Here is a 24,237-nt window from a genome sequence, read left to right on the forward strand (position 1 = left end):
GCACCACCGCGAAGAACGTCGACCGCACCCTGGACCGTCTGCGCACCCTGCTGCTCGTGTGGGGTCCCGCCGACGAACTGTCCCTGGTGCCGGCGGCCACCGAGACCGTGCCCTGGCGCATCGCCCGCAGCACCGCATCGGATCTGCCGGACGACGCCGAGCTCGCGGCGATGATCGACGACCTCGACGCCGCCCGCCGCGGCATCCTCGACACCCTGGCCCGCACCTCCCCCGTCGGCCGGACCAAGGACGCCGCCGCGGACACACCCGCCGACCGGCCGGTACAGCAGCTGATCGCGGCCGGGCTGCTGATCCGCCTCGACGACGAGACCGTCGAACTCCCCCACCGGGTGGGCCAGTATCTGCGAGGCGAGGCACCGTTCGATCCGGCCGCGCTCAAGCCGCCGCCCGCGGCGCCGGCCACCCACACCGTCGCCGATATCAACTCGACCGCCGCGGGTGCCGCCCTCGAACTGCTGCGGCACGCCGAGGAACTGATCGACGCACTCGGCACCGCCCCCGCCCCCGCGCTCAAATCCGGGGGACTCGGGGTACGCGAGGTGCGCAGACTCGCAAAAACCGTGGGCATCGACGAAACCCATGCGGCGCTGCTCGTCGAGGTGCTCGCCGCGGCCGGACTGATCGCGCGGGGCCTGCCGGACCCGCCGCCACCCACCGACGTCGACGACTACTGGGCTCCGACGACCTCCGCAGACGGCTGGGCGAAGGCCCCCAACGGGCATCGGTGGGCGGTGCTCGCCGGCGCGTGGCTCGACTCACCGCGGCGGCCCTGGCTCGTCGGCCGCCGCGATCAGAACGACAAGCCGATCGCCGCGCTGTCCGACGAGGTGCAGTCCCCGCCCGCGGTTCGCGACCGGCGGCTCCTGCTCGAATATCTCGCCGAAACCCCCGGCTCCGCGCCCGGCGTCGGGGAGATCCGCGCGGCACTCGCCTGGCGTCGACCGCGGTGGGCGGGGCGGCTCGGGGGCGACGCGGTCGCCGAAATGCTGCGGGAGGCCACCGTGCTCGCCGTCGTCGCGCACGGGTCGATCGCATCCCCGGGCAAGGCGCTGTTGCACGGCGGCGACGCCGAAGCCGAGATGGAAGCCGCACTGCCGGAGCCGGTGGACTACGTCCTCGTGCAGGCGGATCTCACCGTCGTCGCGCCCGGGCCGCTCGTGCCCGACCTCGCCGCGCGCATCGCGCTCGTCGCCGACGTCGAATCGGCCGGTGCGGCCACGGTGTACCGCATCAGCGAGGCCAGCGTGCGGCGGGCGCTGGACGCCGGCACCGGGGCTGGAGATCTGCACGCGCTGTTCGCGACGCATTCGCGGACACCGGTGCCGCAGTCCCTGACCTATCTCATCGACGACGTCGCGCGACGGCACGGGCGACTGCGCACCGGCATCGCGTCGTCGTTCGTGCGGTCCGACGACCCGGCGCTGCTCGCCGAGGTCCTCGCCGCGCCGGTCGCCGCCACCCTGGCGCTGCGGGCGCTGGCACCGACCGTCGCGATCTCCCAGGCCCCGCTGGCCGAGGTTCTGCAGGAACTGCGGGCGGCGGGTTTCGCTCCCGCCGGCGAGGATTCCTCGGGGGCGGTTCTCGATCTGCGGCCGCCCGGTGCCCGGCTGGCGGTGCCGCGCACGCGCGCCCGCTATACCGGTCCGGTCCCGCCGACCGCCGATCAACTCGACACGCTGGTCCGCACGCTGCGCGCCGGTGACCGTGCCGCGACCACGTCGGCGTCGAAGTCCGTGCAGGCGGACGGAAGCCGGTCCGGCGGTGCCGCCACGATGGCGCTGCTGCAACTCGCTGTGCACAGCAAGCGCAGCGTCAACCTGGGATACGTCGACGCGCAGGGCGTCGCGACCCGGCGCATCGTCGACCCGGTCGCGGTGAGCGGCGGCACGCTCGAAGCGTTCGATCCGGCCGCCGGCACGGTGCGCAGCTTCGTGCTGCACCGGGTCACCTCGGTCGCGCTCGTCGACTGACCGGCACGGGCACCCGGCCGGTGTCCGGCCACCCCTCCCCTTCTTCCGAGCGAATGTATCGTTCGATCGATTGAAGGAGACGAGCGATACATTCGCTCGGAAAAGAAGGGCGGGCAGGCAGGGATCGCGGGCTCAGGACCGCGAATCGTCGCGGACGAGCACGAACGGCGACGCCACCACCCGGGACCACGGTGCCACGGCGAACGTCAGCCCGAGCATCGTCCGTTCGTCGAGGGCACGGAATTCGTCGCGTACCCACCGCCACGGAATCGGGCCGTCGGATCCGTAGGAGACCACCACCGCGGGCCGGCCGTCGAGCCAGGACGGCTCGGTCTCGACCCGGATGGGCAGGTCCTCGTGGAGCGTCCCGTCGTCGGCGGCGAGCAGATTGGCCGCGGTGCCGTCGGCGGCGACGCGCTTGCCGTACCAGCGCGGCATGCCGCCGAGAGCGATCGCGCGCGGTGCCACGACGCGCAGCAGGGCCGGTCCGACGAAGACGGCGCGGTAGGTTCCCGGCGTCATCGTCGCGTCCGACGACAGCGACCGGAACCGTTCGCGCAGTCCGCGGATCGACCCGGGCAGACTCCGGATCGCGTCGGTCTCCCCTGTGTTCACGCCGTCTCCTTCGTTCCCTTGCGTGCCGCGTACCGCGCGGCGAAGCGTTCGGCCATGGCGGCGATCGTCAGGCTCGGGTTCACGCCCACGTTCGCGGGGATCGCCGAGCCGTCCACCACGTACAGGCCCGGATGCCCGAACACCTCGTGGTCGGTGTCGACGACGCCGTGCGCCGCGTCGGCGCCGATCGCCGCGCCGCCGAGGATGTGCGCGGTGATGGACTTGCCGCCGATGCTTTCGAGCAGGAGGTTCAGGGGACGACCGCCGATCGATTCGGCGAACGCGCGGGCGACCGCATTGGCCTGAGGCAGATAGCTCGGTGCCTGCCGGTCCTCGACACCGTGGGAGCGAAGCACTTTCCGCCACGGCCGGATCGGCGACCGCGCGTAGTCGAGCCGGATCTCGCTTTCCACGTCCTGCATCACCGTGAACACGCTGAGTCGTTCGATGAAGTTGCGCGCGAACATGGTTCGCAGCTGCTGCAGAGGATGTCGCCGCAGGATCGCCGCGGCGTCCCGTCGGCGCCGGCGTGGATCGGCGCCGTCGACGAGCGGCCCGACCTGGAACCGCATGTGCCAGCCGCCGACGTATCGGTTCTGGGTCACGTGGGTGCGTTCGTCCGGGTAGAACTCGCTCGAAATGGTCGGTCCGCGAGTGAGATCGGCATCGACGTCGTCGGCGAGGACAGCGGTGATCGCCTCCGAGTTCGTGCGCACACGCTCGCCGAGCCGCGCGGAGACGTTCGGAAGGCCACCGTTCTCGCGGGACCGGAACAGCAGTTCCACGGTTCCGAGCACACCCGCAGCGAGCACCACCTCGGGTGCGCGCAACCGTTCACCGCTCGACAGGTGCACCTCGTACCCCTCGTCGAGCGCGGTCACCGACGTGACGTGCTGCTCCGGACGGATTTCGACGCCGCGGCGCTCGGCCAGCCACAGGTAGTTCAGGTCCAGGGTGTTCTTGCTGCCGTAAGGGCATCCGATCAGGCACGCACCGCACAGTCGGCAGCCGGTGCGGTCGGGCCCGTCGCCACCGAAGAACGGGTCGGGTACGGTGACGCCTTCCTCCCCGAACCAGATCGCCATCGGGGTGGGTCCGTAGGTGTCCTCGGCACCGAGTTTCCCCGCGACGACCCGCAGATGCTCGTCCATCGGGCCGCTGAACGGCGCACGGGTGCGGCCCAGCATCCGCGCGGCGGTCGCGTAGTGATCGGACAGCTCTGCGCGCCAGCCCTTTTCGGAACTCGGCCAGGACGGATCGGTGAAGAACGCCTGCTCCGGTTCGAGGAGCACACCGGCCCAGACGATGCTGCCGCCGCCGACGCCGGCGCCCCCGATGATGCCGACGTGCGCGAACACCCGCTGCCAGAAGAACCCGCGCAGCCCGAGTTCGGGCAGCCACAGGTATCGGCGCGGGTCGCGGCGCGCGGCCGCGAAGTCCGCCCGCGCATGCCGCCTGCCCTGCTCGAGCACCAGCACTCGACGTCCCTGCTCCGCCAACCGCAGGGCAGTGACCGAACCGCCGAATCCGCTGCCGACCACGATCACGTCGGCAGCGAATTCCGGATTGTCCTCGGCTTCCACGGGGCACAGCATAGGTCCTGCAGCGGGACGAAACGGACGGACGTCCGGTGAGCGAATCAGCAGGACGCAAGCGATTCGGGTCACAGCGGACCTGTACCGGAACACCGTTTCTTCCGAACCCGATATTCCGTTGCGCCCGGGATTTTTCCGGGCGACTGGCTTTTTTCGGTAAATGGGCTATGGTCGGGTCCTGTCGGGTTGTTCAACCCCTTTTTCGAGAGGAGAAAAATGGCCGACAAGGGCAAGGAACGCAAGAAACCGGCGATGTCCATCAAGGAGCGTCGGGCGGAGAAGCGTCGCAAGCAGGCGAACGAGGGCGAATTCGTGACGAGGCGCAAGCCGAACTGAACCGCCGGGAGACGCCGTGACCATCTCAGCTCCGGAACTCCTCGACAGCTTGTACGAGCAGTTCACAGCCATGTCCGATCAGGCGGCCGGTAGCGAACCGCAGTCCGCCTTCCTCCACGGCCGCCGAGCCGCCCTGGCTCGCGCCCGCCTGTACGTCCTCGATCAGCAGGCCGCGGAATGCACCGTGATGGTGTGATTCCGGAAAAATAAATCGAATCGACGACGACGAAAAGCAGGAAGCGCAACGTGAAAAGAACACTGTCGGCCCTGGATAAAATTCAGGACAGACTCGAGAAAGAATTGGATTCCTCCCCCGCGATGTCGGAAAAAGATGCGGGCTACCGGTCCGGAATTTCCGAAGCGCTCGTGTGCGTGATGGAGATGCGGCGCTCGCTCACGAGCTGACGGGACCGCAGGGGGATCGCAGGAGCAGGGGGATTCCAGGGGGATCGAGCCGGAGGCGGCGCGCGGGTAGCGCGCCGCCTCCGGTGTCTGGAGAATGGGAGAGTTCCGCTGTTCCCGTGCTAGGAGGCGTCCGTGCCCGACGGACCGTTGATCGTCCAGTCCGACAAGACCTTGCTCCTCGAGGTCGACCACGAGCTCGCCGACGCGGCACGCCAGGCGATCGCTCCCTTCGCCGAACTCGAACGCGCCCCCGAACACGTCCACACCTACAGGGTGACGCCGCTGGCACTGTGGAACGCCCGCGCCGCCGGGCACGACGCCGAGCAGGTCGTCGACGCACTGGTCACCTATTCGCGGTTCGCGGTGCCGCAGCCGTTGCTGGTCGACGTCGTCGACACGATGGCGCGCTACGGGCGCCTGCAGCTGGCGAAGAATCCTGCCCACGGGCTGACCTTGGCGAGCACCGATCGCGCTGTGCTCGAGGAGGTGCTGCGCAACAAGAAGATCGCCCCCATGCTCGGCGCGCGCATCGACGACGACACGGTGGTGGTGCATCCGAGCGAGCGCGGCCGGCTCAAGCAGATGCTGCTGAAGATCGGCTGGCCGGCGGAGGATCTCGCCGGCTACGTCGACGGCGAGGCGCACCCGATCACCCTCGACTTCGAGTCCGACCCCTGGCACCTGCGCGACTACCAGGAGATGGCCGCCGAGTCGTTCTGGGCGGGCGGCTCGGGCGTGGTGGTGCTGCCGTGCGGCGCGGGCAAGACGATGGTCGGGGCCGCCGCGATGGCGAAGGCCGGCGCGACCACGCTGATCCTGGTGACCAACACCGTCGCCGGCCGCCAGTGGAAGCGCGAGCTGATCGCCCGCACCTCGCTGACCGAGGACGAGATCGGCGAGTACTCGGGCGAGAAGAAGGAGATCCGGCCGGTCACCATCGCGACCTATCAGGTGATCACCCGCAAGTCGAAGGGCGAGTACCGCAACCTCGAACTGTTCGACTCCCGCGACTGGGGTCTGATGATCTACGACGAGGTACACCTGCTGCCGGCACCCGTGTTCCGCATGACCGCCGATCTGCAGTCGCGGCGCCGGCTCGGCCTCACCGCGACCCTCGTCCGCGAGGACGGCCGGGAAGGCGACGTGTTCTCGCTGATCGGCCCGAAGCGGTACGACGCGCCGTGGAAGGACATCGAGGCGCAGGGCTGGATCGCCCCGGCCGACTGCATCGAGGTGCGGGTCACGCTCACCGACGCCGAACGGATGGCGTACGCGGTCGCCGAGCCGGAGGAACGGTACAAGCTGTGCTCGACGGCGCGCACCAAGATTCCGGTGGTCGAGTCGATCCTCGCCAAGCACGGCGACGCCCCCACGCTGATCATCGGCGCCTACATCGATCAGCTCGACGAGCTCGGCGAAGCGCTCGACGCCCCGGTGATCAAGGGCTCGACGCGCACGAAGGAACGCGAGGCACTGTTCGACCGGTTCCGCAACGGGGAGCTGAAGGTCCTGGTCGTCTCGAAGGTCGCCAACTTCTCCATCGACCTGCCGGAGGCGTCGGTGGCGGTGCAGGTGTCCGGCACGTTCGGATCCCGGCAGGAGGAGGCGCAGCGCCTCGGCCGGCTGCTGCGCCCCAAGCAGGACGGTGGCCAGGCGCACTTCTACTCGGTGGTCTCCCGCGACACCCTCGACGCCGAGTACGCCGCACACCGGCAGCGGTTCCTCGCCGAACAGGGCTACGCGTACCGCATCACCGACGCCGACGACCTGCTCGGACCGCAGATCGGCTGACGCAGCTCCCGGTCACACGGGACGGTATTCCTGCTCGGGACGGCCGGTGGTGCCGTACCGCAACTGCATTCGCAGGTGGCCCTTCGCGACGAGGGCCGCGAGATAACGCTGGGCGGTCGCGCGCGACACCCCGATGGTCACCGCGACCTCCCCGGCGGACAACGGCTGCTTCGATTCCCGAAGAGCTTGCAGCACAAGGTCTTTGGTCACAGACCTCGGGGGCGCCTCGCGGGCGGCCGGCAACACCGGCCGCAACGCCGCCAGCGCCGTGTCGATCTCGGCCTGGGTGAGCTCCTCCCCCGCAACGACCCGGCGGTACTGCGCGTAGGCCGCCAGGCGTCGGGCCAGCTCGGTGCTCGCGAACGGCTTGACCAGATACACCAGCGCACCGGCGGCGAGCGCCGCCCGCACAGTGGCACCCTCACCGGCGGCGCCGAGCACGAAACTGTCGCACTCGAGACTCCGGATCAGGTCGACCCCGGACCCGTCCGGCAGGTACACGTCCACGAGCGCGAGATCGACGGGACCGGCCCGGACCGCGTCCCGGGCCGCGGCGACGCTCCCCGCGACCGCCGCGACCACGAATCCCGGCACACCCGAGACAACCGACGCGTGCAGATCCGCGACCCGGAAGTCGTCGTCGACGACGAGCACCCTCAGATCCGTTCCGCCCATCCCGCATCTCCCTCGTCGAGCACCCCGGTCAGCGTCGCCAGGAACACCGCACCCCCGGTCGGATTGTCCGGGGTGCGCCGGCCGCCGCGGTCCGCGAGCACGACGTCGCCGCCGTGCATCCGCGCCACGCGTCGTGCCAGCGCCAAACCCATCCCCCGGCCGCCCGGCACGGACGAGTCGACGCGGGTGGTCGCGCCCTCGGCGAAGACGTCGGGCAGCTCGGCATCGACGCCGTCACCCGTGTCCGCGACACTCACGTGCAGGTCGGCGCCGTCCTCCACCAGCTCGACCTCGACTTCGGCGGGACTGCGCCCGCTCACGCGGGCCGCCTCGATCGCGTTGTCGAGCAGATTGCCGAGCACGGTGGTGACGTCGACGGGCACCTTCACGGTGGCGTGCACCCACGTGTTCTCACCGAGCACGAGCGTCACGCCCTGCTCACGCGCGTGCGCCGCTTTCGCGGCGAGGAAGGCGTGCAGATACGGGTCGGCGAGCGCGTCGGCGCCCTCGAGCTCACCGAGCGGACCCGAGCCGAGGACCTGTTCGATGTACTCGACGGCCTGCTCCGCCCGGCCCTGACGGAGCAGGCCGTCGATCAGGTGGAGCCGGTTGGCGAATTCGTGCCGCTGGGCCCGCAGCGCGGTGCTCATCGACTTGACGGCGCCGAGTTCGCGCGTGAGCGTCTCGATGTCGGTGCGGTCGCGCACCGACATCACCGTGCCGAGGTCGCGGCCGTCGCGCACGACCCGTCGCGAGACGGCGACGACCACCCGATCGCCCGTGGTCGCGGCGACCGGCGTGCCGTCCGCGGCGCGCAGCACGTCGAGCAGGCGCGGGGTCATCCCGAGCGTGTCGACGCTGCGGCCGATCCCGTCGTCGAGATCGAGCAGGCGACGCGCCTCGGCGTTGACGACGGTGACGATGCCGTTGGCGTCGGTGCCGACGACCCCCTCGGAGATCCCGTGCAGCACGACCTCCTGCTCCCGGACCAGTTCGGTGAGCTGCTCGGGTTCGAGCCCCAAAGTCAGCCGCTTCCAGCGGTTGGCGAGCAGCAGCGACCCGACGGCACCGCACACGAGCGCCGCGAGCGCGATCAGGACGGCGTCGGCGAGATCGCTGCGCAGATCCGCGCGCACCCGGTCGGTGGCGATGCCCACGCTCACCTCCCCCACGACCCTGCCCGACGACGGGTCCGTCACCGGAACCTTGGCCCGCACCGAATCACCGAGCGTGCCCCGCTCGCTGGTCACGACCTCGTGGCCGGCGAGAGCCTCGGCCGGATCGGTGCTCACCCTGCGTCCGAGCTGCTCCGGATCGGGGTGCGCGAGCCGGAGCCCCTGATCGTCGGTGACCACGACGAACAGCGCCCCGGTGGCGGTGCGGACGGCCTCGGCGGCCTCCTGCACCGCACCGGACGCGAGTTCGGGGTTGTCCGGAGAGACAACCCCGTCGTCGGCGGCCGCGTAGCGGGCGACCTCGTCGCGGACGGTCTCGTCGGCGGATACGGCCCGGGCGATCGCGAGCGCCCGCTGACCGTGTTCGTCGGTGACACGGTCCTCGGTGGTGGTGGCGAACACCGTGAAACCGATGCCGAGCGCCACCGCCACCACCGCGGACTGGAACAGCAGTACCTGGGTGCGAAGTTTCACCGCGTCGTCCCCGTTCGTCCCACCTGCCCAGTGTGGCCCGGGCGGATCTCAGCCGAGCGGAATCTGCCCGAGGAGCACGCCGACCACCAGCATCGCGATCGACACCACCCCGGCGCGCCACAGCACCTTGCGGTGGTGGTCGGCCAGCGGCACACCGGCGAGGGTCACCAGCAACAGGATCGCCGGGACCAGCGGGCTCTGCATGTGCACCGGCTGCCCGGTGATCGACGCGCGCGCCATCTCGACCGGTTCGATGCCGTACTGCGCCGCGGTCTCCGCCAGAACGGGAAGGACCCCGAAGTAGAAGGCGTCGTTGGTCATGAAGAACGTGAACGGGATGCTGAGCACGCCCGTGATGACCGCGAGGAACGGGCCGAGCGAGTCGGGGACGACCCCGGTCAGCCACAGCGCCATGGACTCGACCATCCCGGTGCCCTGGAACACCCCGGTCAGGACCGCCGCGGCGAACACCATCGCGACGACCGACACAATGCTCGACGAGTGCCGCGCGATCGCGGCGGACTGGTCGACGATCCGCGGGAAGTTCACGGCCAGTGCGAGTCCCGCGGCGATCATGAACAGTACGGGGATCGGCAGGATGTCGAGGACGAGGACGACGAGCAATGCCACCGTGAGCAGTGCGTTGAACGGCAGCAGCCGCGGACGCAGGGTCGGGCGGTCGGGGTCGAGGCCGGCGGCGAGCTGTCCGACCTCCGCATCGGTCGTGTCCGAGTCCTTGCCGATCGTCGTACCCACTCCCGAGGGACCGGCGCCGAGCGGCATCATCTCGGGCTTCCACACGAGCCGCCCGATGCGGCGACGTTCGGTGATGCCCAGGTGCACGGCGAAGCCGAGGACGATCAGGAGTCCGACGACGAGCGACGGGATCATCGGGACGAACACCTCGGACGGGGACAGCCCGAGCGCACTGGCCGCGCGCACCGTCGGCCCACCCCACGGGATGATGTTCATCGTGGCGTTCGCCAATCCCGCGACGACGGTGAGGACGACCGGGCTGACCTTCAGTTTCAGGTAGAGCGGCAGCAACGCGGACGTGGTGATGATGAACGTCGTGGACCCGTCGCCGTCGAGGGACACGACCATCGCCAGCACCGCGGTGCCCACCACGAGCCGGGCCGGGTCGTCGCGCACGAGCCGCAGGATGAGCCGCACGAGCGGGTCGAACAGGCCGACATCGATCATGATGCCGAAGAAGATGATCGCGAAGAACAACAGTGCCGCCGTGGGGGCGAGACTTTCGACGCCGTCGACGATCATGTCGCCGATGCCGGTGCCGGCCCCGGCGATCAGTCCGAACGCGACGGGGACCAGGATCAGGCCGACGACCGGGGTGGCCCGTTTCGACATGATCAGGTACATGAACGTGGCGACCATCAGGAAGCCGAGGATGACGAGCATGGCGCTGCCCACTTTCTGACTGGGTCGGGCCGGACCGGGCACACGTCGACCACGGCCGCTGTCGCGACCTGGGTCGGTGTGGGTTCCGGCACCGAAAGCCGTCCGGGGTGTGATCTCTGCTGCCGCCGAAGCGGTGTGATCTCTGCTACATCAGAGTGTGTGACCGCGTCCCGCGCGGAGTCACCGTTGAGCGCGATAGTGCCGTTCTGCGCATTCTGCTCGAGCCCATCGCGATCGGGTCGCCGGAGGCGTTCCCATATGCTGGACGACGTGCGCCGATTCGAATTCCCCGTCGACCTTCCCCACGCCAAGTCCGTGAACCAGACCCTCGCCGAAGTGCGCAGCCTGCGGATCTCGGGCATCGTCGTCGCGCTGTTGTGCGCGGCCGGAGCGGCGTGGCTGTTCACCCTCGGCAAGCCCTGGGCCTACATCGTCGGTGCGGTGCTGGTCGTCGCGGCCGTCACGTCGGCGTGGGTGGCGGTGTGGGCGCCGCGGAAGGTCGGATCGGTGCAGGACCTGTACCACGAGAGCCCGCTGGTGCCCGCCGTGGTCTCCGAGATCCGGCCGCGTGGTCTGACGTTGCTGGCGCTGGTCGACATCGCCAAGCCCGGCACCGCCGACCGCCGCTTCGCGCTGGTCACCCGCAACGTGCAGGCGGTCCCGGGACATCAGAAGCGTGTCGGCGAGCAGGTGCCGTGCGTGGCGGTGCTGTCCGATCGCACGACCCGCAACACGACCGGGTCGTGGCAGATGGTCAGCCCGATGCCGATCGCCTGGGGAACCCGCGACGCCAAGGTGCTGCGCGAGGCAACCGACGCGATCGACGACGCCGAATGGAAGCTGCTGAAGAGCAAGGTCGACCTGTCCGAGAAGGTCAGCTCGACCGAGGACCATCGGCTGGTGCTCGATCGCGACGACCTGCCCGGCGAATTGCGCTGACATGCAGGTGACGTCGCTGTCGGACGGGCGGGTGCATCTGACCGTGCCCGTCCCGCACGACGTCGACACGATCACCACCGCGTGCCAGGACCGGGAGATCGCGGACTGGACGACGGTGCCCGATCCGTACTCCCGCGCCGACGCGGTGCGTTTCGTCGGCGACATCGTGCCGAGGGGTTGGGCCGCGAGCGCCCCGAACTGGGCGATCCGCACCTCGCCGGACGGTGTGTTGCTCGGCGTCGTCGGGTTCCTGCATCACGAACGCACCGCCCCGGAGATCGGCTACTGGATCGCGGCGGATGCTCGCGGTCGCGGTTTGGCCACCGCCGCAGTGAATCTGGCGTGCGATTTCGCGTTCGACCCGGACGGGCTCGCGACCACGCGGATCGAGTGGCGGGCATTCGCCGGCAATCGTGCCTCGGCGGCGGTCGCGCGGCACGTCGGCTTCCGGTTCGAGGGGACGCTGCGCCGCGGCACCATGCATCGCGGGGTCCCGCGCGACACGTGGATCGCCGGCCTGCTGTCCGACGATCCACGTGTTCCCGCCGACGGCTGGCCGATCTGACGCTGCCGGCGGACGTATACCGTCAGGCCAGGTGCGGCAGCACCTCTTTCTCGAGCAGTTCGATCCCCGACGTGTCGTAGGCCGCTTCCGGGAAGTAGAAGATCGCGTAGCCGAGGCCCTGCTTCTTCAGGGCCGTGAGGTTCTCGACGATCTGCTCCGGGGTGCCGACGGCAGGCATCCCGCGGAACGCGTTGAGGGAGGCGTCGGCGGCGGCGGCCCCGACCAGCGGTTCGAGCCGCGCGCGGAGGTTCTCGAGGCGTTCCTGCACCTCCGCTTCGGTGCGGCCGATCGCGACGTTGTAGTTCGCGGATCGGACGATCGCGTCGAAGTCGGTGCCCACGGCCGCGCAGTGCTCGCGCAGCAGGTTCGACTTGTGCGCGAATCCCTCGGGGGTGCCGTCGAAGTTGGTGTACTGCGCGTACTTCGCGGCGATCTTCAGCGTGACCTTCTCGCCACCGCCGGCGATCCACAGCGGAATACCGCCCTCCTGCAACGGAAGCGGACGGACGATCGCACCGTCGACCTGGTAGTGCTTGCCCTGCAGGGTCGCCGACCCCGTGGTCCACGCCTGCCGGAAGATCTGCACCCCCTCGTCGAGGCGGGCGAGTCGCTCACCGGCGGAAGGGAATCCGTATCCGTAGGCGCGCCACTCGTGTTCGTACCACCCGCCGCCGATGCCCATCTCGATGCGCCCGCCGGAGATGATGTCGGCGGTCGCGGCGACCTTCGCCAGGTAGGCGGGATTGCGGTAGCTCATCGCGGTGCACATCTGGCCGATGCGCACCCGCTCGGTGACGGCCGCGAACGCGGAGACGAGCGACCACGCCTCGTGGGTCGCCTCGTCCGTGGCCGCGGGCACGGTGTGGAAGTGGTCGTACACCCAGATCGATTCCCACGGGCCGTTGTCGGCGCGGACGGCGAGGTCGCGCATCACCCGCCACTGGTCGGCGGGATCGATGCCGACGAGGTCGAGCCGCCAGCCCTGGGGAACGAAGAGTCCGAATCGCATTGATGTCCTATCTCGATCGGTTGGTGACCGTATCGACGAGATCCACCCCCGGGTCCGGGGCCGGTTCGGTCGTCGCGGCCGACGGTACCGGTTGGAGCGTCCGGCGTGGCCACGGTGAGTATCGCGGAACGAAGCGGAACATGCAGGCCGCACCGGCCAACGCGAGACCGCCGATCGTGACGGCACCGGCCGCGAGCGACACGGCCGCGACCGCACCCACCAGGAACGGGCCGACGAACATGCCGCTGTCGTGTGTGAGGCGCCACGCGGCGAGGAACTCGGCCCGGGTATCCGGTGGGGCGGTGTCCGCCCCGAGGGTCATGATCACGCCGTTGCCGAGACCGTTCCCGATACCGAGGACCACCGCGACGACGGTGAGCGAGACGACGTCGTCGGCGAACGGCAACATCAGGAACGCGACAGCGATGATCACCAGCGACGGCACCGCGACGACCCGGCGACCGTACCGGTCCATCAGGATCCCGGCCGGATACGAGAACAGCAGGTCGACGGCGCCGCCGATACCGAACACGATCGACACGGTCACCGCGTCGAGCCCGATGTGGGTGGCCCACAACGGAAGTACCGCTTCCCGGGACGCGCGCGCCGCGCCCATGAGCAGCGATCCGGTTCCGAGGGTGCACAGCAGCGCCCGGTGCCGGCTCAGGATCGTTCCCAGTCCGACGGCAGCGACCGGGCCGGTCGACGACGACGAACGCGGGGTCTCCGGTGCCCGTGCCATGAGGATGCCCGCGAGCACGACACCGGTCACCTGGACGACGAGGCCGCCGCGCACCCCCATGAGGTGGATCGCACCGGCGCCGATGAACGGCCCGAGGAAGTTGCCGAGCCGCCACATCGTGGCGAACATCGCCATGGCCCGCGCCCGGGCTTCGATCGGCACCGCCTCGGCGAGATAGCTCTGCCGCGCCAGCCCCCACACCGCGTTCGCGAATCCGGTCAGCAAGGCACCGACGGCGAGCACCACCGGAGTCCAGGCGGCGATCGACACCCCGATGCCGACAGCGCAGAGCACGCTGCCGCCGATGATCGCGCGCCTCTCCCCCAGGCGCGCGACGATGCTCCCGGCGGGCAGGTCACCGAGGACCGCGCCGAACGCCACGAGCGCGACGATCAGCCCGGCCACCGGCAACGGGGCCCCGAGTTCCCGCGCGAGCAGCGCGAGCACCGGGGCCCCGGCGCCCTGCCCGATCCCGAAGATCGCGGAGGGCAGGAAGACCGTGGTGACGAGAGGTTTCAGGTCGAAGGCCGGTCTCATGCAGTGGCGGCGTCCGACTCGGCGACCGCGGCGTAGCGGCTCACCGGCCGGTCCAGCCCGTAGTGCCCGCGCAGGGTGGTGGCGGTGTACTCGGTGCGGAACAGACCGCGCTCCTGCAGGATCGGCACCACCTTGGTGGTGAAGCCCTCGAGCCCGCCGGGCAGGTAGGGCGGCATGACGTTGAAGCCGTCGGCGGCTTCCTGCTCGAACCACAGCTGCAGTTCGTCGGCGATCTGCTCGGGGGTGCCCGCGAAGGTGCGGTGCCCGCGACCGCCGCCGAGCTTGCCGATGAGCTGACGCACCGTCAGGCCCTCGTTCTCGGCGAGGTCCTTGACGAGCTGGTAGCGGCTCTTGTTGCCCTGGATCTGCTCGATGGGCGGCAGCGGCGGCAGGGGTGCGTCGAGGGCGTGCTCGGTCAGGTCGACGCCGAGCATGTTCGAGAGCTGCCGCAGCGAGTAGGCCGGCGAGATCAGATCGGTGAACTCCTGCTCGAGCGCCTTGGCCTCCTCCTCGGTCTCCCCGATGAACGGCACGATGCCCGGCAGCACCTTCAACGACTGCGGGTCGCGTCCGGCCTTGACGACGCGGGCCTTCAGGTCGCGGTAGAAGGCCTGCCCCTCGGCGAGGGTGCGCTGCGCGGTGAACACGGCCTCGGCGTAGCGCGCCGCGAAATTCTTTCCGCTCTCGGACGATCCGGCCTGGACGAGGACGGGACGGCCCTGGGGGCTGCGCGGCGAGTTGAGCGGGCCGCGCACCGTGAACCGCTCTCCGTCGTGGTCGACGGTGTGCACCTTGGCCGGGTCGGCGAACCGGCCGGACTCCTCGTTCAGCTCGATCGCGTCGTCTTCCCAGCTGTCCCACAGCGACACCGCGACGTCGACGAACTCGGCCGCGCGGTCGTAGCGGCCGGCGTGGTCCGGGGTGTCGTCGTAGCCGAAGTTGCGGGCCTCGTCGGCGCCGCCGGAGGTGACGATGTTCCAGCCGGCGCGGCCACCGCTGATATGGTCGAGCGAGGCGAACTTGCGGGCCAGGTTGAACGGCTCGTTGTAGCCGGTCGACGCGGTCGCGATGAGTCCGACGTGCTCGGTCACCACGGCCATCGCCGACAGCAGGGTGACCGGTTCGAAGATGGCCTGCGTGTTGTGCTCGACGCGGGGGCCGACCGCGAGCCCGTCGGCGAAGAACACCGAATCGAGCTTGCCGCGTTCGGCGATCTGCGCGAGTTCCTGGAAGTGCTTCACATCGAGGACGCGGTGCGCTTCGGTGCGGGGGTGACGCCAGGCCGCCTCGTGGTGACCGACACCCATGAGGAAGGCGTTGAGATGAAACTGCTTGCGTGACTGTGACATTCTTCTGATCCTGTGTGATTCGGGTGATGTCAGCGTTCGGGGCGCCAGCGGGAGAGCCGGCGTTCGATCGTGACGAGGATGCCGTTGAACGTCAGCCCGACGAGCGAGATCGCGATGATGCCGGCGTACATGGCGGGGATCTGGAAGTTGAGCTGCGAGGCGGTGATCAGGTAGCCGAGTCCGGCCTTCGCACCGACCATCTCGGCGGCGATGAGCACGAGCACCGACGACGCCGCGGCCATGCGGATACCGGTGAAGATCGTGGGGACCGCGGCCGGGAGGATCACCTTCTGGAACAGCCGGTAGGACGGCAGCCCCAGCGACCGGGCGGACTTGACCAGCAGCGGATCCACCGTGCGCACACCGGAAATGGTGTTGAGCAGGATCGGGAAGGTGCTCGCGTAGATCACCAGGGCGATCTTGGAGGTCTCCCCGATACCGAGGACGAGCACGAACACCGGCAGCAGCGCGAGAGCCGCGGTGTTGCGGAACAGCTCGAGGATCGGGTTGAGCAACTCGGCGACGGGCCGGTACCAGCCGATCGCGACGCCGAGCGGGACGGCGACGAGCAGCGCGATCGAGAACCCGATGAGGGCCCGGGAGAGGCTGGCGCCCAGATGGTCCGCCAACTGTCCGCTCGTGATCAGATCGAACAGCGATCCGAGCACGGTCGACAGCGGCGGCAGGAACACTTCGTCGACGAGGCCGAGCCGCGGCGCGGTCTCCCACACGGCGAGGAACACGACGATCGCGACCGCCGGCTTGATCCCCTTCCACGCCAGCGCACCGGCCCGACGGCCGGCACGCCGCAACTTCGTCGGATCCGTTGCGACGACGGCTTGTTCGACGACGGCCGGTTCGGCGTCGACGGGCCGGGTCAGGGTTGCGGTCGGACTAGACATGCTCCACCTCTTCCGTTGCGGTGCCGAGTTCGAGGTCGCGGGCACGCTCGACCTCGGAGTGCAGCAGTGACCAGATCTCGTGCCGGTAGTGCCGGAACGCCTCGCCGGAGCGCACGTCGTCGACGTTCCGGTCGATGTCGATGTCGACGATCGTCTTGATCCGCCCGGGGCGGGAGGTGAGGACGGCGACGCGCTGCCCCAGGTAGATCGCCTCGTCGATGCCGTGGGTGATGAACAGGATGGTCTTGCCGGTTTCCTTCCAGATCCGCAGCAGTTCGTCCTGCAGGGATTCGCGGGTCTGGGCGTCGAGCGCGGCGAACGGCTCGTCCATGAGCAGAACCTCGGGATCGAACGCGAGGCTGCGGGCGATCGCGACACGCTGCTTCATGCCGCCGGACAACTCGTGCGGGTAGCGGTCGCCGAAGCCGGCCAGACCGACGAGGTCGAGGTAGTCGTCGGCGAGTGCGCGGCGCTGCTTCTTCGGCAGGCCCTTGGCTTCGAGGCCGAACTCGATGTTGGCCCGTGCCGTGCGCCAGGGCAGCAGTGCGTACTGCTGGAAGACGATGCCGCGGTCCAGGCCGGGTCCGGAGATCGGGCGGCCGTCCAGCAGGATGCGGCCGGAGGTGGGTTCGCTCAGACCGCCGAGCAGATCGAGCAGGGTGGACTTGCCGCAACCGCTGGGGCCGACCAGGACCAGGAATTCCCCGGCCGCGAGATCGATGCTGACGTCGTCGAGTGCGGTGAACGTGTCGTTGCTGCCGCGCACCGCGAACTGCTTGGTCACGTGCTCCAGGCGGAGCTTCGGGGTGGTGCTCACTTCGCCGCCTCCTCGACGGGTTCACCGTTGGGACCGCTGCTCGGGTCGTAGGTGCCGTTGGCGTAGGGGTTGAATTCGTTGGTGTAGATGTCCGAGGTGGTGAACTTGCCGTCCTCGAGCTCACCGTTGCGGGTCAGCCAGTCCAGCCACGTCTGGATCTCCTGGTCGGTGATGACACCGCCGGGCCCGGCGACACCGGGGCTCTTCCAGTAGTCGACGAGGTCGGTGTTCTCGTTGCGGCCGCGGGCGTTGATGATCTCCTTGAACTTGGCAACCGCCTCGTCGCGCGGGGTGGTCTGCGCCCAGCGGATCGCCCGCGCGGTGCCCTGCACGAAATCGGCTACCGCCTCGCGGTTCTCGGCGATGAACTCGTCGCGGAACACCATCGTTCCGTAGGTGAAGGCACCGAACAGGGATTCGTCGGTGAACAACGGACGGATGCCGCCGCGCTCGAGCGCGGTCTCCCGGAACACGCTGCCGAGCGTGCCCACGTCGATCTGTCCTTCGCGCAGCGCCTGTTCGGTGTTCACCGGCGGCACCACGATCAGCTCGACCTGCTTGATCTCGTCCGGCGTGAGTCCTTCCTGCGCAAGCCATTCCCGCACCAGGAACTCGTGATGCGCACCGAGGGTGTTCATCCCGACCTTCTTGCCGATCAGGTCCCGCGCGGTGCGGATCGGGCTGTCCTCGAGAACGTAGTAGCCGTTGAACGACTGCTTGTCGGAACCGTAGTAGCCGATCACCGACGTGATCGGCGAGTTCGCGGCCTGGAGTTTGATGACTGCGCCGTTGAACGCGCCACCGAAATCGGTCTGGCCGGTCGCGGCGTTCTGGATGGACTGCGGACCGCTGGTGTTGTCCCCGATCCAGTCGAGCTCGATCTTCTCGTAGAATCCGAACGCTTCGGCGAGTTCGGGATAGGTGACCTGCGAGGCCGTCCCCTCGTACCGGAGCACGGTCTTGCCGTCCTCGGTGGTGGTGACATCCGAACCGGACGAGCATGCGGCCGCGACGGACGTGACGGTGAGCAGTGCTGCGACGACGGCGACCGACCGCGTGAGTCGGGCGCGCAGCGTGGAATGCGACATCGTGAAAGCTGTTCCTTGCGTTGGAAGAAGGCCCTACGGACTCGGGCCGGGCGGGTGGCGTTACCGCGGGCAGCAATCGTCGATACGCATGCGACGGAGCGCAGAGAAGAACGAGTGCGATGCGATACAGCCGGAAGATCTCAGCGACGCGCGGTCCTCGGACCTGCACGTCGGCGTTCGCTGGGTCAGCGACAACACTCCGAACACTCGTACACGGCAATCCCCCTGTGCGGCGATGTGACTTCAGCAAGAGTGCCGTCCGGAGGCGACGCGCTCAACGGTTCTGCGCAGCCTGATCGGAAGTCCGGCTCCAAGCTCTTAAGCTCTGTCGACGATCGACGAGACGGGAGCGCAGGTGGGCGGAGACGACGACCCGGTCTGGACTCGGCGGCGATTCCTGGCCGGCATGGCCGGGACCGCGGCGGCCCTGATGGGGGTGACCGGCCTGTTCTCGACGGAGGCGGCGGCACGTCCGGCCGGTGCCCCGCCGGTACGCGACACGATCTGCGGCATCCTCGCGTTCGTCGTCCCCGGCAACGACCCCTATTCGCGCCACCAGGGTGTGTCCACCGATCGGGTCGGTGGCGCCACCGAGGGCGCCGCGGCCTCGCTCGAGCACACCTTCGACCACGCGTCGCCGGTGCCGCTGCTGGGCCGCGCCGGCGGGAACCTGCCCGGGGCCGCCGCCGTCGCCGCGCTCGTCAACATGTATGCGGTCACCGTCGACGCGGGGTCGCTCGTCGGTCCCTTCGCGGCACCGTTCGCGAACCTGAACCACGCCGCGAAGGCCCGTGTCTTCGAATTGCTGGACACCGAACCGCAGTTCGAGGGAACGATGCTCACCTATGTGGTCAACGCGATTCCCACGCTCGCCGCGTTCGCCGCGTATTCGGAGGTGTCCGCATTCGACCCCGACCGCCGTGCCCTCACCGGCCGGCCCGTCGGCTGGGAACTGGCCCGCTACGACGGTGTCGCCGACGGGTGGGACGAGTTCGCGGGCTACTACCGCGGCGTCGACCGGATCGAGGAGTGACGTGCGGGACGTGATCGTGATCGGGTGCGGCGGTGGCGGACCGGTCGTCGCGAAGGAACTCGCGGCACGCGGACTGGACGTCCTCGTCGTCGAGGCCGGGCCGCGCTTCGCGGATCCGGAGAACGAGTGGACGCACTTCGAGGACGACGCGAACAACCCCCTCACCGGCTTCTTCCGGCAGGGCCCCGGCGACCGGTCGCGCACTCCGTGGCTGCGCGACCTGCCGCAGAATTCGTACGTGTGGCAGGTCGCGGGGGTCGGCGGAACCACGCTGCACTACTTCGGGAACTCGCCGCGGGCGGTGCCCGGCGTGTTCGTGGGTTACGACGGCGCGGACCGGAACATGTACGACACGGACCACCTGTTCCCGTTCGGATACGACGAGTTGCGCCGGTACTACGAATGGGTCGAGGCGATCCTGCCGGTGCAGACCGCCCCCATGGGCACGAAAGAACGGATCTTCCTGCGCGGTGCGGCCGCGCTCGGCCTGCCGCACCAGACGACGCACGAGACGAGCGTCGCCTCGCACCGCGCGCAGCAGAACGCGATCCTGCAGCCGGGCGGGACCGCCGGGCGCACCCGCGACCCGCAGCGGTTGCGCCACCCCGAGGCGCGGGGCTGCACGATGTGCGGCCACTGCTACCAGGGTTGCTACCTGCCTGCGGGTGCGCCCCGCAACCTCAAGGCGAAGCGGTCGACGGACAACTCGTACGTGCCGATGATGCTCACCGCGGAGGCGTGGTCGCCGCACGGGCGGGCCGCGACGCTGGTGACCGACGCGACCGTCACGCAGATCCTGACCGAGGACGTGCACGGAGAGACGACCGCGCGCGGGGTGCGGTTCCGCACCCTCGACGGTGAGGAACACGAGGAGCGCGCACAGGTCGTGGTGCTCGCCGCGGGCGCGATCGAATCACCGCGCTTGTGGTTGGCGTCGGACCTGCCGAACCCGAACGACTGGGTGGGTCGAGGCCTGACGGACCACCACATGGATGCGGTGTTCGGGGTGTTCGACGAGGACACCGGCCAGAGCCGGGGCGCCGGATCGAATGCGCGCGTCGACCTGCCGGGTTACGGCGGTATCGAACAGGTCGGGATGCCGCCGGCGTTGCAGGCGTATTCGCTGGCGTTCAGCGACTCCGGCATCCACGGCTACGGCCGGGCGGGCGGCGTCGTCGACGAAGGCGGGGCCGACAGCCTCGGCCGGCTTGTGGGCCGGAATCTGCTCGCCACCCTCGACGACGCGAACCGCACCCTGGCGGCACTGGTGATCACCGACGACGACGTCGAACCCGGCAATCGGGTCACCCGCTCGACGATCTTGCTCCCGGACGAGGGCGGGCTCGCACCGAAGGTGACGATGCGGCACCGGCAGCGGTCCGAACGCACGCGGCGGAACCGAGAGTACTGCACCCGCAAGGCCGTCGAACTGATGCGGGCCGCGGGCGCGCGATCCGTACACCGCTGCGACTGGCCGCCACTGATCCTGCACGCGCAGTCGAGCATGCGGATGGGGACGAGCGAGAACAATTCGGTGCTCGACGCCACCGGCGAGGCGCGGTGGGTGAAAAGGCTTTTCGTCGCGGACAATTCGGCGCTGGCGAATTCGCTTGGCGGGCCCAATCCGACGTTGACGACGCAGGCGCTCGCGACCCGCACGTCCGAGGCGATCTTCCGCACCTACTTCGGCGGCGACGCGTGGGTCGGGCGCGAGGACCCGGTGTCCTCCGTCGACGACCGCGTCACCGCGGCGGTGATCGCGCAGGGGTTGTGACACCGGATCGTCCGCCGAGTGCGCACTTGTTGTCGAGATTTCCGGCATTTTTCGACAAGAAGTGCACACTCGATGCCCGGAATTATGGAGCGAAAACAGGTACCCAACCCCGCCGGTCGGCCGTTCCCGGAATCCTGCGCGCACACGATCCTCGAAGGACCCGAAACGCTCCATCCACCGGGAGTCACTCATGCCCGAAACACCGGCCACGCTGTCACCCGCTGCGGTGAGCGAACACGCTGCCCCGACGACGCTACGACGTCGTCGCCCGCACTCCCCCACCCGCATCGCGGACCGCGGCGCCCGCAAGTACCACGTTCAGCCGAATGCGGCGGCACCGTCGCGTGACGTCGACTGGGTCCGGCGTTCCCTCATGACCTGCGACTTCCTCGCCGGCGTGCAGTCACTGGATCCCGGGGACCGAAAGCTGGTCGCCTTCGCCGTCGAATGGGCTCCCTTCGGCGGCGCAGGCCCCGAGGAACTGTTCATCACCTTCGGCGTGCGGCGGAACAGGTTCCTGCATCTGCTGCAAGCCGCGATGATGACGAGACCGACCGACTCCGTACGACTGCGCACCACCAAGTCCGCTCTCCGCGACGAGCTGCTCAGCGCATGGCGAGGATCGACGCCGGGACCTAGTCGTGCGTCTGCTCCGCAACCCAGGCCGCGACCTGCGCCCGGGAGGTGAAGCCGAGTTTCGCCAGGATGTGCTCCACATGCCCTTGTGCCGTGCGCGGTGAGATCACCAGGCGTCGGGCGATGGCCTGGTTCGTCAGGCCCTCGCCGATGAGGTCGGCAACCTGACGTTCCCGCTTGGTCAGTCGCACCGACGTGTCGGTGTCGCGCGTGGGGGCGGCCGGCGGTTGCTCGTGGAGGGCGTAGGCGATGGCCGCGTCGAAGCCGAGTTGTTCACCTCGGCCGAATGCCGCGGCGAATGCTTCCCTACCGAGGCGCTGCCGCGCCTTCTGTTCGGATTCCCGATGGTAGGCAAGCAGATTGGAATGTATCACCGCAGCACTGCCGATCGACCGTGCCATTCCTTCCGCCGCCCCCATCAGGACCGCTGCCCGATTGAAGTCGCCCAGGCCTCCGGTGATCCAGGCCAGCGCTTCGAGGCACGAAGTGACCACGCGCGGGTAACGCACCTGCCGGGCCAGGTTCAACGATTCCTCCAGGAGCCGCACCGCACGATCCGGTTCTTCTCGTCGCCACACGTCAACAGCCAAGGCCCACAGCGAAAGTGACCGATACATCTTGTCGCCGTGTCCTTCGGTCATTGCCAACACACGTTCGTGGCATGCGACGGCTTCCGGTATCCGGTCGGACAGGCCGAGGGCCAACCCCAGCGAATACAGCATGCCGATCTCGCGGGTGGGTTCCCCACGTCCACCGAAATGAGCGAGGGCGGCCTCGAGGTGAGAAATGGCGTGCGGGAGGTCGCCGCTGTGGAGCGCCAGCGAGCCGTCGGCGGCATCGACCAGAGCGCGCATCACGGGATCGTCCGTCTGCGCGATCAGCCTGCGCCCAGCCTCCACGAACCCGGCTGCCGCCTGCAGGTCGCCCTGCACACTGGCCATCACAGTGGCACGGAAGAGCGCTTCGACCCAGTCGACCGTGGGTGGCCCGCTCTGGCGGGCGATCAACCGTTCGCACCAGCGTCGCCCCTCGTTGTAGAAGCCTTGGGAGGCCCAGAAGAGGTAGAGCTCGCCGGCGATGCGCAGCCCCGCGGCTGGATCGTCCTCCAGGCTGAATTCGAGGGCCTCGCGCAGGTTCGGTAGTTCCCGCTTGAGGCGGGCGATCCAGTCGAGCTGACGGACGCTGACCCACTCGGCCCGCGCAGCGGATGCCAATGCCTCGTACCGGTCCCGATGCCGGCGACGCAATGCGAGATCCTCGCCGGACTGCTCGAGCTTCTCGACGCCGTAGTCGCGCAGCGTCTCGAGCATCCGGAACCGCACCACCGACCCGGCCTCCTCCCGGATCAGGATCGATTTGTCCACCAGGGAGGTCAGCGTGTCGAGCAACTCCCCCACCGCCAGACCCTCCCCGCACACGTGCTCGGCCGCGTCGAGGTCGAAACTACCCGCGAACACCGACATCCGACCCCACACCAGTTGTTCGGTGACGGTGCACAATTCGAAACTCCAGTCGATGCACCACCGCAAGGTCTGCTGCCGCGTCGGCGCACCCCGGCTGCCGCGGGTCAACAGGGCGTAACGGTCGGTCAGTCGCTCGAGGATCTGCTCGGGCGAGAGCGCCCGCAACCGGGCCGCGGCCAGCTCGATCGGCAGCGGCAACCCGTCGAGCCGGTGACAGATCCCCGCCACTGCCGCCGCATTCTCCTCCGTGAGCGCAAAACCCGGCACGGCGACCGCCGCCCGGTCGACGAACAACTTCACCGCATCGAAGCGGGGCAGCCCCCGCAACGAGAGCGACCGCTCCGGATCCGGAACGCCCAGCGGCGGAACTCGCAGCACCGCCTCCCCGCCGAGCCCCAACGGTTCGCGGCTGGTGGCCAGGATCCGCACCCCCGGACACCGTCGCAGCAGCAACTCCACCAGATCGGCGGACGCGTCGACCATGTGCTCGCAGTTGTCGAGGACGAGCAGCATCTGCCGGGGGGCGAGAAACTCGAGCAGCGCGTCCCGCACCGGCCGCGCCGAATGGTCCCGAAGCCCCACGGCGGTGGCCACCGCGTCGAGCAGCAACGACCCGTCGTGCAGCGCACCGAGCTCGACCAGCCGCACACCGTCGGCGTAGTCGCGCTGCACCGCCGCCGCGACATGCACAGCCAGCCGTGTCTTGCCCACGCCGCCGATCCCGGTCAACGTCACCAGCCGCGACCCGGCCAGCAGGTTCCTCGCGTCGGTCAGCTCCTGCCGCCGGCCGACGAAACTGGTCAGATCCAGCGGCAGATCACCGGTCGCGCCCGCCGTGACGGCGGCCGTGGTGCGCCGTCGCTCCCCGGCCTCGACAGACGCGACCTCGGCGGACCCGGTCGTGTTC

At 69.4% G+C, this 24,237-nt stretch carries 21 protein-coding genes; 9 read left to right on the forward strand and 12 right to left on the reverse strand.

Going from position 1 to position 24,237, the window contains the following annotated elements:
• Nucleotides 1-1,991: helicase-associated domain-containing protein (locus ACN675_RS19765; protein ID WP_420752465.1), on the forward strand; the 1,991-nt coding region annotated here is incomplete at its 5' end.
• Between the two features lie 132 nt (nt 1,992-2,123).
• Here the strand turns inward: ACN675_RS19765 and ACN675_RS19770 are convergent.
• Entirely contained in the window at nt 2,124-2,606 is a 483-nt protein-coding gene (locus tag ACN675_RS19770) for a hypothetical protein (RefSeq protein WP_420752466.1), read from the reverse strand.
• The gene (locus ACN675_RS19775; RefSeq protein WP_420752467.1) at nt 2,603-4,189 is read right to left on the reverse strand and encodes a GMC oxidoreductase; all 1,587 of its coding nucleotides are present in this window, start codon (nt 4,187-4,189) and stop codon (nt 2,603-2,605) included. The genes ACN675_RS19770 and ACN675_RS19775 overlap by 4 nt, the downstream gene beginning before the upstream one ends.
• A gap of 364 nt (nt 4,190-4,553) precedes the next feature.
• On the opposite strand from ACN675_RS19775, the gene ACN675_RS19780 reads away from it, so the two are divergent.
• From ACN675_RS19780 to ACN675_RS19790, 3 genes are all read left to right on the forward strand, one after another.
• Nucleotides 4,554-4,733 carry a hypothetical protein gene (locus tag ACN675_RS19780; protein ID WP_420752468.1) on the forward strand — a complete coding sequence of 60 codons (180 nt, stop codon included), beginning with the start codon at nt 4,554-4,556 and terminating at the stop codon, nt 4,731-4,733.
• A gap of 50 nt (nt 4,734-4,783) precedes the next feature.
• Complete coding sequence (locus tag ACN675_RS19785; RefSeq protein ID WP_420752469.1) at nt 4,784-4,942, forward strand: hypothetical protein; 159 nt, start codon at nt 4,784-4,786, stop codon at nt 4,940-4,942.
• Between the two features lie 132 nt (nt 4,943-5,074).
• The gene (locus tag ACN675_RS19790; protein ID WP_420752470.1) at nt 5,075-6,733 is read left to right on the forward strand and encodes a DNA repair helicase XPB; all 1,659 of its coding nucleotides are present in this window, start codon (nt 5,075-5,077) and stop codon (nt 6,731-6,733) included.
• Between the two features lie 12 nt (nt 6,734-6,745).
• Here the strand turns inward: ACN675_RS19790 and ACN675_RS19795 are convergent, their stop codons facing one another.
• Genes ACN675_RS19795 through ACN675_RS19805 form a run of 3 tightly spaced genes read right to left on the reverse strand, consistent with a single transcriptional unit; the run spans nt 6,746 to nt 10,476 of the window.
• Nucleotides 6,746-7,408 carry a response regulator gene (locus ACN675_RS19795; protein WP_420752471.1) on the reverse strand — a complete coding sequence of 221 codons (663 nt, stop codon included), beginning with the start codon at nt 7,406-7,408 and terminating at the stop codon, nt 6,746-6,748.
• Nucleotides 7,390-9,057 carry an ATP-binding protein gene (locus ACN675_RS19800; protein ID WP_420752472.1) on the reverse strand — a complete coding sequence of 556 codons (1,668 nt, stop codon included), beginning with the start codon at nt 9,055-9,057 and terminating at the stop codon, nt 7,390-7,392. Before ACN675_RS19800 ends, ACN675_RS19795 begins: the two co-directional genes overlap by 19 nt.
• 48 nt (nt 9,058-9,105) lie before the next feature.
• Nucleotides 9,106-10,476, reverse strand: a complete 1,371-nt coding sequence (locus ACN675_RS19805; RefSeq protein WP_420752485.1) for a CitMHS family transporter — start codon at nt 10,474-10,476, stop codon at nt 9,106-9,108.
• 270 nt (nt 10,477-10,746) lie between these two features.
• Here ACN675_RS19805 and ACN675_RS19810 point away from each other — a divergent pair, with 270 nt between their 5' ends.
• Together ACN675_RS19810 and ACN675_RS19815 are read left to right on the forward strand one after the other, a co-directional pair.
• Nucleotides 10,747-11,415, forward strand: a complete 669-nt coding sequence (locus tag ACN675_RS19810) for a DUF3239 domain-containing protein (protein WP_420752473.1) — start codon at nt 10,747-10,749, stop codon at nt 11,413-11,415.
• 1 nt (nt 11,416) lies between these two features.
• Nucleotides 11,417-11,980, forward strand: a complete 564-nt coding sequence (locus ACN675_RS19815) for a GNAT family N-acetyltransferase (protein WP_420752474.1) — start codon at nt 11,417-11,419, stop codon at nt 11,978-11,980.
• 22 nt (nt 11,981-12,002) lie between these two features.
• Here ACN675_RS19815 and ACN675_RS19820 read toward each other — a convergent pair whose 3' ends face one another.
• The 6 genes from ACN675_RS19820 to ACN675_RS19845 are packed head-to-tail and all read right to left on the reverse strand — an operon-like array spanning nt 12,003 to nt 18,424.
• Nucleotides 12,003-12,989, reverse strand: a complete 987-nt coding sequence (locus ACN675_RS19820; protein ID WP_420752475.1) for an LLM class F420-dependent oxidoreductase — start codon at nt 12,987-12,989, stop codon at nt 12,003-12,005.
• Nucleotides 12,990-12,996: 7 nt separating this feature from the next.
• Entirely contained in the window at nt 12,997-14,268 is a 1,272-nt protein-coding gene (locus ACN675_RS19825) for an MFS transporter (protein ID WP_420752476.1), read from the reverse strand.
• On the reverse strand, nt 14,265-15,617 hold the full coding sequence (locus ACN675_RS19830; protein ID WP_420752477.1) for an LLM class flavin-dependent oxidoreductase: 1,353 nt from the start codon (nt 15,615-15,617) through the stop codon (nt 14,265-14,267). The genes ACN675_RS19825 and ACN675_RS19830 overlap by 4 nt, the downstream gene beginning before the upstream one ends.
• 29 nt (nt 15,618-15,646) lie before the next feature.
• On the reverse strand, nt 15,647-16,519 hold the full coding sequence (locus tag ACN675_RS19835) for an ABC transporter permease (protein ID WP_420752478.1): 873 nt from the start codon (nt 16,517-16,519) through the stop codon (nt 15,647-15,649).
• A complete protein-coding gene (locus tag ACN675_RS19840) occupies nt 16,512-17,336 on the reverse strand; it encodes an ABC transporter ATP-binding protein (protein ID WP_420752479.1) in 825 nt (274 codons plus the stop codon). The genes ACN675_RS19835 and ACN675_RS19840 overlap by 8 nt, the downstream gene beginning before the upstream one ends.
• Entirely contained in the window at nt 17,333-18,424 is a 1,092-nt protein-coding gene (locus tag ACN675_RS19845) for an ABC transporter substrate-binding protein (RefSeq protein WP_420752480.1), read from the reverse strand. Before ACN675_RS19845 ends, ACN675_RS19840 begins: the two co-directional genes overlap by 4 nt.
• Nucleotides 18,425-18,779: 355 nt before the next feature.
• Between ACN675_RS19845 and ACN675_RS19850 the strand changes: the two genes are divergently transcribed.
• From ACN675_RS19850 to ACN675_RS19860, 3 genes are all read left to right on the forward strand, one after another.
• Nucleotides 18,780-19,457, forward strand: coding sequence for a hypothetical protein (locus tag ACN675_RS19850; protein WP_420752481.1), 678 nt, complete (start codon nt 18,780-18,782; stop codon nt 19,455-19,457).
• A gap of 1 nt (nt 19,458) precedes the next feature.
• Complete coding sequence (locus ACN675_RS19855) at nt 19,459-21,231, forward strand: GMC family oxidoreductase N-terminal domain-containing protein (protein ID WP_420752482.1); 1,773 nt, start codon at nt 19,459-19,461, stop codon at nt 21,229-21,231.
• 190 nt (nt 21,232-21,421) lie between these two features.
• Entirely contained in the window at nt 21,422-21,919 is a 498-nt protein-coding gene (locus ACN675_RS19860; protein WP_420752483.1) for a hypothetical protein, read from the forward strand.
• On the opposite strand, the gene ACN675_RS19865 is transcribed toward ACN675_RS19860, so the two are convergent.
• Nucleotides 21,867-24,237: ATP-binding protein (locus ACN675_RS19865; RefSeq protein WP_420752484.1), on the reverse strand; the 2,371-nt coding region annotated here is incomplete at its 5' end. The genes ACN675_RS19860 and ACN675_RS19865 overlap by 53 nt on opposite strands.

Source organism: Rhodococcus sp. O3, assembly GCF_048897285.1.
Classification (GTDB): domain Bacteria; phylum Actinomycetota; class Actinomycetes; order Mycobacteriales; family Mycobacteriaceae; genus Rhodococcus.